At 54.7% G+C, this 11,440-nt stretch carries 9 protein-coding genes and 2 tRNA genes; 6 read left to right on the forward strand and 5 right to left on the reverse strand.

All coding sequences use genetic code 11. The annotated features are described in order from the left end of the window. Positions 1 to 194: 194 nt before the first annotated feature. Genes DW350_RS08110 through DW350_RS08125 form a run of 4 tightly spaced genes read left to right on the forward strand, consistent with a single transcriptional unit; the run spans position 195 to position 6,634 of the window. On the forward strand, positions 195 to 1,745 hold the full coding sequence (locus tag DW350_RS08110) for a pyridoxal phosphate-dependent decarboxylase family protein (protein ID WP_115718380.1): 1,551 nt from the start codon (positions 195 to 197) through the stop codon (positions 1,743 to 1,745). After that, the gene (locus DW350_RS08115; protein WP_115718381.1) at positions 1,738 to 3,063 is read left to right on the forward strand and encodes a lysine N(6)-hydroxylase/L-ornithine N(5)-oxygenase family protein; all 1,326 of its coding nucleotides are present in this window, start codon (positions 1,738 to 1,740) and stop codon (positions 3,061 to 3,063) included. Before DW350_RS08110 ends, DW350_RS08115 begins: the two co-directional genes overlap by 8 nt. Next, positions 3,063 to 4,244 (forward strand): MFS transporter, encoded by a 1,182-nt coding sequence (locus tag DW350_RS08120; RefSeq protein WP_226911416.1) that lies wholly within the window; start codon positions 3,063 to 3,065, stop codon positions 4,242 to 4,244. The genes DW350_RS08115 and DW350_RS08120 overlap by 1 nt, the downstream gene beginning before the upstream one ends. Then, entirely contained in the window at positions 4,241 to 6,634 is a 2,394-nt protein-coding gene (locus DW350_RS08125) for a GNAT family N-acetyltransferase (RefSeq protein ID WP_115718382.1), read from the forward strand. The genes DW350_RS08120 and DW350_RS08125 overlap by 4 nt, the downstream gene beginning before the upstream one ends. Before the next feature lie 95 nt (positions 6,635 to 6,729). Here the strand turns inward: DW350_RS08125 and catA are convergent, their stop codons facing one another. Genes catA through DW350_RS08140 form a run of 3 tightly spaced genes read right to left on the reverse strand, consistent with a single transcriptional unit; the run spans position 6,730 to position 9,132 of the window. After that, entirely contained in the window at positions 6,730 to 7,659 is a 930-nt protein-coding gene (gene catA / locus DW350_RS08130; RefSeq protein ID WP_115718383.1) for a catechol 1,2-dioxygenase, read from the reverse strand. 47 nt (positions 7,660 to 7,706) lie between these two features. Next, positions 7,707 to 7,997, reverse strand: coding sequence for a muconolactone Delta-isomerase (gene catC / locus DW350_RS08135; RefSeq protein WP_115718384.1), 291 nt, complete (start codon positions 7,995 to 7,997; stop codon positions 7,707 to 7,709). A gap of 13 nt (positions 7,998 to 8,010) precedes the next feature. Then, complete coding sequence (locus DW350_RS08140; protein ID WP_115718385.1) at positions 8,011 to 9,132, reverse strand: muconate/chloromuconate family cycloisomerase; 1,122 nt, start codon at positions 9,130 to 9,132, stop codon at positions 8,011 to 8,013. Positions 9,133 to 9,230: 98 nt separating this feature from the next. On the opposite strand from DW350_RS08140, the gene DW350_RS08145 reads away from it, so the two are divergent. Both DW350_RS08145 and DW350_RS08150 read left to right on the forward strand, forming a co-directional pair. After that, positions 9,231 to 10,136: a LysR family transcriptional regulator gene (locus DW350_RS08145; RefSeq protein WP_336406986.1), complete on the forward strand. Its 906-nt coding sequence runs from the start codon at positions 9,231 to 9,233 to the stop codon at positions 10,134 to 10,136. A gap of 168 nt (positions 10,137 to 10,304) precedes the next feature. Next, positions 10,305 to 11,072, forward strand: a complete 768-nt coding sequence (locus DW350_RS08150; protein ID WP_115718387.1) for an alpha/beta fold hydrolase — start codon at positions 10,305 to 10,307, stop codon at positions 11,070 to 11,072. Between the two features lie 48 nt (positions 11,073 to 11,120). Here DW350_RS08150 and DW350_RS08155 read toward each other — a convergent pair. Then, positions 11,121 to 11,197, reverse strand: a tRNA-Val gene (locus tag DW350_RS08155). 15 nt (positions 11,198 to 11,212) lie between these two features. Beyond that, positions 11,213 to 11,289 (reverse strand) — tRNA-Val (locus DW350_RS08160). Positions 11,290 to 11,440 lie beyond the last annotated feature (151 nt).

Here is an 11,440-nt window from a genome sequence, read left to right on the forward strand (position 1 = left end):
TTGCTTTGGGCGTGCGCTATCGCACCATTTTCCCCTTTAACACCGCCAGTGATTTGTACAGAGCCATAAACCTGCACTTTTTTCAGGGTTGAAATTTTTTATTTAATAATGAGAATGATTTTCATTATATAAAATGGTGTTTCGCACAGGTGCTCTGTCAGCCCTGTTTTTTCAACCTAACCAGAAGGCTCATCATGGACAACGCGCAGCCTAATTCCTTAGTAAAAGCCGGTGGTTTATCGTCAGATCCCACGGCATTTCTTTTTAACGACCAACAGCTTGGCCTATATCGGCAACACCTCGAAAAAGGTTTGGCACTGGTAGAAAAGCGCTTAACCGCCACCGCTAAGCCCTTTAGTGGCAAAACCCCTAGGGCGCTTGCCAAGGCATTTTCCAAGCTCGATTTAAATACCCCCCTTAGCGATGTCAACGCCGCACTGACTGAGCTTGAACAGCTCTATTTAGATGACGCGGTGTATTTTCATCACCGCCATTATGTTGCCCATCTCAATTGCCCGGTGGTAGTGCCGTCACTGCTGGCAGAGCTGATTTTGTCGGCGCTTAATACCTCGGTAGATACCTGGGACCAAAGCGGTGGCGCCACCTTCATTGAGCAAAGCCTGGTGGACTGGACGGCAAAGCGTATTGGTTTTGACCAGGACGCCGACGGCATTTTTACCAGCGGTGGCACCCAGTCGAACCTGATGGCAATGCTGCTGGCGCGGGACAACGCCTGCCAGCAATATTTTGGCCACAACGTACGCGAGCATGGCCTGCCGCCAGAGGCCAAGCGCTTACAAATTTTTTGCTCAGAGCTAAGTCACTTTTCCATCCAAAAAGCAGCAGCGCTACTGGGGCTGGGTTATGACGCTGTGGTCGCCGTGCCTTGCGATCGGCACTTTGCCATGGATATCGCGGCCCTAAACACAGCGCTGGAGGCGGCAAAAGCCGCTGGCAAGCTGCCCATGGCCGTGGTGGCAACGGCTGGTACCACCGACTTTGGCAGTATCGACCCCATTGCCAAAGTGGCCAAAGTGGCCAAAGAGGTGGGCGCCTGGTGCCATGTCGACGCCGCGTACGGTTGCGGCCTGCTGGTGTCTTCAAAGCAGCGCTGGCGCCTTAGCGGCATTGAATTGGCTGACTCGGTGACTGTCGACTACCACAAGGCCTTTTTCCAGCCGGTCAGTTGCAGCGCGCTGTTGGTTAAAAACAAAGCCCATTTAAGTGTGGTGACCTGGCATGCCGACTACCTCAACCCCCTAAGCCAGCGCCAGGAAGGCACACCCAATCTGGTGGATAAAAGCCTGCAAACCACCCGCCGCTTTGACGCCTTAAAGCTGTGGCTGACCCTGCGCATTATGGGGGCGGACGCTATTGGCCAAGGCTTTGAAGCGGCCATGCTGTTAGCGCGCCGCACTTATCTTTTGTTGCTGTCCGAACCCGACATCGAGGTGCTGCACCAGCCGCAATTAAGCGCTGTGGTGTTTCGTTTTCGCCCGGCAGGGCTGGTTGGCGACTGGGATCGGCTTAACAAGGCTATTCGCCAAGCCGTGATGGCGTCAGGCCAGGCCATGATCGCCGCCACCCAGGTAAAGGGCCGCCAATACCTCAAATTCACCCTACTCAACCCCGCCACCACCATCAGTGACATGCAAGGGGTGGTGGAAATGATTAAACAGCAAGGCCAGCGGCTGCTGGCGCAATTTAGCGAACACCATAATCTGGAGGAGGTGGCCCATGGCTAAGCCCATTATTGATGTGCTGGGAGTGGGCCTTGGGCCCTTTAACTTAAGTCTGGCGTGTTTGGCCGAACCGGTTAGCGAACTAAAGGCACTCTTTGTTGACCAGCGCCCCGGTTTTGACTGGCACCCGGGGTTGATGATGGAAGATGTGCACCTGCAAACCCCTTTTATGTCGGACTTGGTAACCCTGGCTGACCCCACCAGCCGCTACAGCTTTTTAAATTACATCAAGCAGCAAGGGCGCCTTTACAGCTTCTATATTCGCGAGAACTTCTTTTTACTGCGCCGTGAATACAACCAATATTGCCAATGGGTTAGCCAGCAATTAAGCAATATTCGCTTTAACCGCCGGGTCGATGCGGTGCACTTTGACGAACAGCTCGACTGCTACCGCGTCAATTTGGTGTGCAGCAAAACCGGCCAGCAAAGTGAGGTGCTGGCGCGCAAACTGGTGCTAGGCACCGGCCCCAAACCCTTTGTGCCTAAGTGCTGTGAAAACCTTGACGGGCCAGTGCTGCATGCCTCGCAATACCTTTATCAAAAGGCGCAGCTGCAACAGCAAAAGGCCATTACGGTCCTGGGTTCCGGGCAAAGCGCCGCCGAGATTTTCTACGATCTGCTGCAAGACATTGATAGCCACGGTTACCAGCTGAACTGGCTGACCCGTTCACCGCGTTTTTTCCCGCTGGAGTATTCCAAGCTCACCCTGGAAATGACATCGCCTGAATACGTTGATTACTTCCATGCCTTGCCAGGTGCCAGGCGCGATGCCCTCATCAGCAGTCAAAAACACCTCTATAAAGGCATCAACAGTGAGCTTATCAACGCCATTTTTGACTGCCTGTACGCCAAACGGCTTAGTGGCCGGGTGCCGGTGGAGCTGCGCACCAACGTGGCGCTAGAAGATGCCAACTATGCCCCCGAGCAGGGTTTTTCACTGCGCTTTTATCATCAGGAACAGGGCCGCCACTTTCAGCACCAAACCCAAGGCTTGGTGCTGGCAACCGGCTATCGCTATCAAGTGCCGGCGTTTTTAACGCCGGTGGCACAGGAGCTTAACTGGGACAACCAGGGCCGCTTCGCGGTGCGCCGCGATTACAGCATCGATAAGAGCGGGGGCCGGGTGTTTGTGCAAAATGCCGAGCTACACAGCCACGGTTTTGTCACCCCGGATCTGGGTATGGCGTGCTATCGCAATAGCTGCATTTTGCGCTCATTAACCGGCCGCGAGGTTTATCCGGTTGAAAAACGCATAGCCTTTCAAGAGTTTGGCGCTGGCCAAAGCGCCGTTACCCGGCAACCGCTGGAGACCTTACTCTGATGCGACTGTCGTTTAAGTCGGCACTGATTGTGCTCACCCTCATCGCCGTGGTGGGGGATGCAATGCTGGTGCCGTTTTATCCCCGCTTTTTCGCCGAGGCCTTTGCCCGCCACAACGCCCACTGGGTAGGGCTCTATCTTGCTGCCATTTGCGCGGTGGTGATGCTGGCGTTTCCGGTGTGGGCAAGGCTCGCCAGGGGACGTTCGTTACTGAACATCCTTATTGCTACCCAGCTAGTGGCCGCGGCTTTAAGCCTGAGCTGCTATTGGGTGACGAGCTTTGGGCTTTTTTGGCTCGCCTCGTTGCTGATGCTGGCCTTTAAAGCCAGTTATCTGCTGATTTATCCGCAAATTATGGCCTTGGAGCAGCAACAGCATCATGGCCGTACTATCGGCCTGCTGTCGGTTACGGTGCATTTTGGCGCCATTGCCGGGGCACTGCTGGGCGGGGGCATGTTGCAGTGGCTGAACGCGCGCGACATTTTTGTGTTGATGGCGCTGGGCGATGTTTTGCAAACCGCGCTTTGCCTGTGGCTAAAGCGGCGCCAGCCGCCACTGCAGGCCGCACCTTCGCCAGCGAAGGGCCAAGGTTCTTCTTGGCGACTGCTAGTGCGCCTTTGCAGCGTCATGGTGCTGTTTTACTTCAGTATTTATCTTATTCGGCCCTTTTTTACCCGTTATTGGGAAGGGCGTAGCGGCATTGACGACACCCTGGTGTCCGGGTTGGTGTTTGCATTGCCTGCCGGGGTGGCGTTGCTGGCGCTATGGCGTAGTTATCGCCACAAAACCGCGTCTGATCCTTGGCAATTACTGGGGCCGCTGAGCTTTTTGGTGATTGGCGTGCTGTTGCAAAGTGCGCTTTCGCCATTGTGGGTGCTAATAGGGCGTTTACTGTTTGGTTGGGGGCTTTATCACGCCACGGTGCGGCTTGACCAACTGCTGTTTCGCTTAAGTACCCCGGCCCATTACGCCACCGACTTTGCCAAGGTGAGTTTCAGCCAAAACCTGGGGGTGCTAATGGCCTCTTGGCTGGCCGGTTATCTCAATAGCGCCTTTGTTCCCGAATGTCCTTTCTTTGTGGCCACGGTAAGCCTGTTGGCTTGCGCCCTGGTCTTTACCCTCTTTTTAAAACCCGCCACGTCGGCGGGTAATAAACCAACGCTTTCAAGGAGTGATGCATGACATTACCTGACACTATTGCCCCTTTTACTTTTCTTGACCCCAAAGTCGGCGCCTTTACCCTAAGGCCGTTAAAACTGCCGGACGACATGGCCTTAATCCATGGCTGGCTAAGCCAGCAGCGGGCGCGTTTTTGGGCGATGGAGAAACTGAGCATCAGTGAGCTTTGCGACTTCTACCAACAGCTCAAATCAAGCGGTAAAGGCGGCGGCTTTATCGGTGAGCACCAAGGCAAGGCGGTCATGCTGATTGAATGCTATGACCCGGCGCAAGACCCGGTTGGCGAGCATTACGCTGTTGCCCCTGGCGATCTGGGTATGCATATTTTGCTGGCCCCGGCCAAGACACCGATACGTGGTTTTAGCCGCGCCGCCTTTAACGCCACCCTGCATTTTTGCTTTGACGGAGTGGGGGCCAGCCGCGTGGTGGTGGAGCCCGACACCCGCAACCAAGCAATTCACCGCCTTAATCGCCAGGCCGGATTTGTCTACGAGCGGCAAATTACCTTGCCTGACAAGATTGCCGAGCTGGCGTTTTGCACGGCAGAACAATTTGCTAAGGCGCAGCAGCCAACACCGCACCGCTCTTTGGCCGTTGCCGCGCATCTAACCCCGGCGCGCTGGCAGCAGGTTAACCGCCACCTGGTGCGCAAAATGCTCGCCGAGCTTTGCCATGAAAAAGTCTTTATACCCAAGGCGCTTGGTGACGGCGTGTATAGCGTTGCCGCCGACGATGGCCAAAGCCTTTACCGCTTTACAGCGAAAATCACTGCCCTTGACCATTGGCTTATCGCCGCTGACAGCATTGAATGCTGGCAGCATCAGCAGTGCCAACCTATTGATGCGGCATCGCTGGTGCTTGCCTGCCAACAGCAGCTAAAAATCAAGCCCGCCATGCTTGGCACCTACCTTGAAGAAATTGCCGCCACCTTATACAGCGCCGCCTATAAGGCCGAACACCAGCAATACAGCAGCGCTGAACTGGTGGATGTGGATTTTCAAACCATTGAGCGGGCAATGACCGAAGGTCATCCCTGTTTTATTGCCAACAATGGCCGCATTGGTTTTGACGCCTTGGATTTTCCGGCCTATGCCCCGGAAGCCGGGCAGCCGGTGCGGCTAATTTGGCTGGCCGCCCACAAAGACGACAGCGTGTTTGCCACCAGTCGAGACCTTGATTACCGGCGGCTGTTATTAAGCGAACTGGGCGAAGGCCAGCTCAATGATTTTGAGGCCAGCATTAGCCAAAAGGGCTTTAACCCGGCGCATTATTACCTGATGCCGGTGCACCCCTGGCAGTGGTTTAACAAGCTGGTTTACCTCTTTGCCAAGCCCCTGGCAACGGGGCGGCTTATTTGCTTGGGGGAAGGCCTGGATTGTTACCAGGCGCAGCAGTCTATCCGCACCTTTTTTAACCGTGACAAACCCGAAAATTGCTATGTAAAAACCGCGCTTTCGATTCTCAATATGGGCTTTATGCGCGGTCTGTCCCCCTATTACATGAGTACGACCCCGGCCATTAACGACTTTGTCTACGACCTGGTTAACCAAGACCCTTACCTGGCAGAGACCGGCTTTAGCATTCTGCGTGAAGTGGCTGGGGTGGGTTATATGCACCCGGATTTTGAAACCACCCTGGATAAACACAGCCCTTATCGCAAGATGCTATCCGGCCTTTGGCGCGAAAGTCCGCTGCCAAGCTTGAACCCTGGGCAAAAGCTGATGAGCATGACCGCGCTGTTGCATCAGGATAACGACGGCAAGGCCTTGCTGGTGGCGCTTATTCGCGCCTCGGGCCTTGATACGCGCCAGTGGCTGCGCCGCTATTTAAAGGCTTATTTGAGCCCGCTGCTGCACTGCTTTTACGCCCACGACCTGGTGTTTATGCCCCACGGTGAAAACCTGATTTTAGTGATGGAAAACCAGGTACCGGTGCGGGCCATCATGAAAGACATTGCCGAGGAAATTGCCATTCTTAATACCGAGGTGGTGCTGTCGGAACAGGTGAAAAGGCTGGCGGTGGCGGTACCCGATGACTACAAGGTGTTATCGATTTTGACCGATGTCTTCGACTGCTTCTTCCGCTTTATTGGCGCCATTTTGGAAGAACAAGCGGATGTAAGCGAAGGGGTATTTTGGGCGTTAGTGGCCGAATGTGTGCTCCAGTATCAGGACGCCCACCCAGCGCTTGCCGAGAAGTTTAAAAAACACGATCTCTTTGCCCCGCAATTTACCCTTTCCTGCCTCAACCGTCTGCAACTGGCCAATAACCAGCAAATGGTGGACTTGGCTGATCCGGCCGGCAGCTTGCAGTTTGCCGGGGTGCTTAATAATCCCATAGCCCCCTTTGCCAGGGAGAAAGAAGCCACGGCGCCGAAGATGGCGCAGGCATAATGAAAAGGCGTGCTTGGCACGCCTTTTTTGTCTTTAGAATAAAAAAGGTATCGGGGCAGCGAAGTAACAAGGTCCGATACCAAGGAAGGAAATCCTTACGCTTCTAGCGCCCGCTCGCGATTGCCGCGGTGGGTTTTGTCGTCATTTTCAGTGGGCAACAAGGTGATATCAAAGGTCACCAGGTTAAATGGCCCGCTTAAACCGTAGGCTTCGGCCTTGGCCGGGTCGGTGATTTTCTTTGCCTCGGCGATAAGCTCATCGCGGGTCGCAAAAGCAAAGTCGTCATGCAGGTAAGGGTCGCCATCTAGATTAATTTGCGTGGTCAGGTGGCGGTAATTGTCGGCGCTAATAAAGTAGTGAATGTGCGCCGGGCGGTTACCGTGGCGGCCAATAAGGTCAAGCAGCTTTTGGGTAGGGCCTTCGGGCGGGCAGCCATAACCGCTTGGCACAATAGAGCGGGCAACGTAACGGCCGTTTTCGTCGGTGCGGATGCGCCGGCGCAGGTTATAGTCGCTCTGGCTTTTATCAAAATAGGAATAGCAGCCCTTGGAGTTGGCGTGCCAAATATCTACAACGGCGCCAGCGATGGGCTGGCCATTGTTGTCGGTAACGGTGCCGGTAACAATCATGGTTTCGGCGGGGTCTTTACCATCGTCCATACGGGCAAAACCGTCGCTGATAGGGGCGCCTGCCACATAGAGTGGGCCTTCAATGGTGCGCGGCGTGCCCCCTTCAAAACCTTCGGCAGCATCGATGGCGTCGCTACGAATATCAAGGAAATGCTCAAAACCGATACCGGCCGCCAGTAAGGCTGCCTCACCGCTTTGCCCCAGTTCATTGAGGTAGCTCATGGCGGCCCAGAACTCTTGGTCGGTAACGTTAAGGTCGTCTACCGCTTTATAAAGGTCGCTTAGCACGCGGTGAATAAGGGTTTTGGCACGTTGGCTACCGCCGCTTTGGTCAAAACCACTGGCTTTTTCCAACAGGGTTTGCACGGCTTCGGTCTGCATTACTTTAACTGACATAATTAGCTCCTGATGTTCTTGTTGTGGCCGCTTTGGGTCTTCGCCCTTTAGCGGTCGTCACTGTGAATGGACGAGGGGTGGCGGCATAACGGCGTCACAGTAACGTCCATATAGGGGTAGAGGGGAAGGGCCGTCAGAATGTCGTGCAGCTCGGTGTTATCGGCAACATCAAAGATACTGACATTGGCGTAAAGCCCGGCCACACGCCATATGTGGCGCCATTTACCCTGGGTTTGCAGTTCTTGGAAATAGGCCTTTTCCTTAGCTTTAACGGCGTCGGCATCGGCCTTGGGCATGGAGGCGGGAATATTGACGGTCATTTCCACTTTAAACAGCATGGTGTTGTCCTTCTCAGTCGTTGCGGCGATAAAACGCCAGCTTGTCTTGGTCTAGTTCAATGCCAAGCCCTGGCCCGGTGGGCAGGCTGACCCCAAAGTTGTGGTAGCGAAGGGGCTCGGTCACGATGTCGTCTTTCATCAGCAGCGGCCCGAACATTTCGGTGCCCCACTGCAGTGGGCCTAAGGTGGCCCAGGCGTGCAGGGCAGCGGCAGTGCCAATACTGCCTTCGAGCATGGTGCCGCCGTAAAGGCCAATACCGGCGCTTCTGGCAACGGCGGCCACCTTAAGGGCCTGCTGTGGGCCGCCTGCTTTGGCAATCTTCAAGGCAAAGGCGCCACAAAAACCAGCGGCGGCCAGGCTAAAGGCGTCAAGGCTGTCCTCAATGGCTTCGTCGGCGAGAATGGGGATCACAAAGCGGCTACAAAGCTGCGCCAAGGCGGCGCGTTCTTTGGCCGGTGTGGGCTGTTCTACCAGGTCGATACCGGCGTCTTGCAGCATCTGCATGCCCTTGGCGGCGGTGCTGGCATCCCAGGCTTGGTTTACATCTACCCTGACACTGATGTCATCGCCAAGGGCGGCCTTAATGGCCGCAACGTGGCTCACGTCAGCGGTTAAGCTACGGGCGCCAATTTTCAACTTAAAGCAGTTATGGCGCCCGGCACTGATAAGGCTTTTGGCTTCGTCGATATCGCGGGCGGTATCGCCGCTAGCCAGGGTCCAAAGTACCGGCAAGTGGCTATTAACGGCGCCGCCCCAAAGGGCATGCAGGGGCTGATTAAGGCGTTTGCCTTTCAGATCCCAAAGCGCAGTTTCAATGGCGGACTTGGCAAAACTGTTGCCCTTTACCGCGCTATTAAGGCGCAGGCAAATCCCGTTGATATCATCGCAGTTTTGGCCTTTTAATAAGGGCCCCAGGTAATGGTCGATGGCGGATTTAATGCCTTCAGGGCTTTGGGGACCATAACTCAAGCCGCCGATGGTAGTGGCTTCGCCAATACCTACTAAGCCGTCGCTGTCGGTGAGGCGCAGTATCATCATGGTTTGGCAGCCCATGGTCGTCATGGACAACTTGTGAGGGCGAATAGTGGGAATATCCACCAACAAGGTTTCTATTTCCTGCACCGTGGCTGGCATGGTTTAATTCTTCCTTTACGTAAACTTCCCTTGGAACAGTAAGGGCAGTGACAGGCAGTAACCAATATTGATTTGGTTGGTCGCCATACCCTGGAGGTATGATGGAGCTCAGGCATTTACGTTATTTCTGCGCCGCCGCAGAGGAGTTAAACCTCACCCGTGCCGCGCAAAAGCTATTTATTGCCCAGCCGCCGCTTACCCGGCAGATAAAGCAACTGGAAGATGAAATTGGGGCGACGCTTTTTATTCGCGAAGCCAGGGGCCTGAAGTTAACCCCGGCCGGCCGCTATTTTCTGGACCATGCCCGGCAAATTCTCGATAAGGTCGCTGCCACGGTTGCAGGCACCCGGCAGGTGGCCAGTCACGGCAAGCAGGTGTTTGGTATCGGCTTTGTACCTTCCATTTTTTATGGCCAGTTACCGCGGTTGGTGCGGCGACTGCGGCAAAATAAGAATGTGGAAATTGTCCTCAAAGAGATGAAAACCGGCGAGCAGGTTGAAGCCTTAAAAGCGGGCCATATTGATATAGGTTTTGGCCGCCTTTACATCGACGATAGTGAAGTAGAACAAGAGCTTCTATTCAACGAGCGCATTATCGCTGCCTTGCCGGCTGAACATCCGCTGGCAACGGGGCCGGTGAGCCTTAGCCAGTTGGCGAATGAACCTTTGGTGGTGTACCCAAGTGGCAGCGGCCCTAATTTTGCCGACATTATGCAGGGGCTGTTTGCCAATCAGGCACTAAAGCCTAACCCGGTGCAGCAGGTTAACGATGTGCAAACCGCCTTGGCGTTGGTGGCCTCTGATTTGGGGTACACATTGGTGCCGGAGCAGGTGAAAAGAGTCACCCGTGAAGATGTGGTGTTTCGCGCCATTACCGGTAGCGATGCCACCTCGCCGGTGCTTTGCAGCCGCCGCCGCGAGCCGCCGAATGCCGTAATGCGCCTAGCCAACCTTATTCTCTCGGAGCTGGTCAGCCAAAAGCAGCAAGACCCTTCGCTACTGTAGCAGGCATATCTTTTAGGTATTAATACCAAGTAAAATGATATGGCTATTCTAAGCGTTTGATTAACTTTGCTTTTTAAAGGTTTTTGCGCCCTTGTCCAAGGGCGTTCGATTGACCATGACACTAAGTTGCCGTTAGCGTTAGGGCAGATTGATTGCCATGGAGTTGTTATGGCCTTTTTTGTGAATGGCCCGCTATTGCTGCAATACCGACTGCTGGGGGATGAAGCCAAACCGTTACTGGTGTTAAGTCATCCTTTGGGCATGTCGCAGCAGGTGTGGGATGCTTGTTTAGACCGGCTGCAAAGCCGCTATCGGCTACTCAGTTGGGATCTTCCTGGGCACGGTGCCAGTGGCCCGGTGACGGCCATTGATGTGGCCACACTCAGCAACGCTTTGCTGGCACTGATTGATAGTCTGGATATTGCCCGTTTTAGCTTTTGTGGCACCTCTATTGGTGGCGTTATCGGCCAGCAACTGCTGATGACGGTACCTGAGCGCCTTAAAAAAGCCTTTTTAACTAACACTGGCGCGGTGATCGGCAGCCCTCAGGGCTGGCAAGAGAGGATTGATGCCATTAACGGCCAAAGCCTGGCGGCCCTGGCGGGGCAGCTGGTTGTGCGCTGGTTTTCCCCGCGTTCCCTTGCAAAAGACAGTGCCTTAGCCAGTGGCTGGCAGCAGCAACTGGCACGTACCGATCAGCAAAGCTACATTGCCCTTTGCCAGCTGCTGGCGGCTTTTAACAGCCAGGGGCAAATGCAGGCGAATAAGGTGGCGGTAAAATTGCTGGCGGGCAGTGACGATGCCTCAACGCCCCCCGCCACCTTACAAGCTCTGGCAAACCATTTACCTGGCGCCACCTTGACTGTTTTGGACGGGGTAGGGCATGTGCCTTCAATAGAGGCGCCACAAGCCTTTTGTGATTGGTTGCTGGGGTAAATAGTTACCAACAAAAAGCCCGCTCAATTGAGCGGGCTTTTTGCAATTTGGTACACCCGAGTGGACTCGAACCACCGACCCCTACCATGTCAAGGTAGTGCTCTAACCAACTGAGCTACGGGTGTATACATCTGAATTTTTGGTACACCCGAGTGGACTCGAACCACCGACCCCTACCATGTCAAGGTAGTGCTCTAACCAACTGAGCTACGGGTGTACTGCCAGCGCAAGGCTGAACGGACGCCAATGATAGCGACGTGGCTTAGCCTCGGCAAGTGCAAAACAATGACCAAGCTGCTGTTTGGCGAGGTTTTATGCAAATGAGCGGCCTTTCCCTAACTGACCATTGGCCAAGGCTTATCGTGGGC

The sequence above is a fragment of the Gallaecimonas mangrovi genome (assembly GCF_003367375.1).
GTDB lineage: Bacteria > Pseudomonadota > Gammaproteobacteria > Enterobacterales > Gallaecimonadaceae > Gallaecimonas > Gallaecimonas mangrovi.

What these genes read in the sequence shown, in the direction of transcription:
- DW350_RS08120 (WP_226911416.1), top strand. Translation starts at nt 3,063, where the DNA reads ATGCGACTGTCGTTTAAGTCGGCACTGATTGTGCTCACCCTCATCGCC.
- catC (WP_115718384.1), bottom strand. Translation starts at nt 7,997, where the DNA reads ATGCTGTTTAAAGTGGAAATGACCGTCAATATTCCCGCCTCCATGCCC.
- DW350_RS08125 (WP_115718382.1), top strand. Translation starts at nt 4,241, where the DNA reads ATGACATTACCTGACACTATTGCCCCTTTTACTTTTCTTGACCCCAAA.
- DW350_RS08115 (WP_115718381.1), top strand. Translation starts at nt 1,738, where the DNA reads ATGGCTAAGCCCATTATTGATGTGCTGGGAGTGGGCCTTGGGCCCTTT.
- DW350_RS08140 (WP_115718385.1), bottom strand. Translation starts at nt 9,132, where the DNA reads ATGCCAGCCACGGTGCAGGAAATAGAAACCTTGTTGGTGGATATTCCC.
- DW350_RS08145 (WP_336406986.1), top strand. Translation starts at nt 9,231, where the DNA reads ATGATGGAGCTCAGGCATTTACGTTATTTCTGCGCCGCCGCAGAGGAG.
- catA (WP_115718383.1), bottom strand. Translation starts at nt 7,659, where the DNA reads ATGTCAGTTAAAGTAATGCAGACCGAAGCCGTGCAAACCCTGTTGGAA.
- DW350_RS08150 (WP_115718387.1), top strand. Translation starts at nt 10,305, where the DNA reads ATGGCCTTTTTTGTGAATGGCCCGCTATTGCTGCAATACCGACTGCTG.
- DW350_RS08110 (WP_115718380.1), top strand. Translation starts at nt 195, where the DNA reads ATGGACAACGCGCAGCCTAATTCCTTAGTAAAAGCCGGTGGTTTATCG.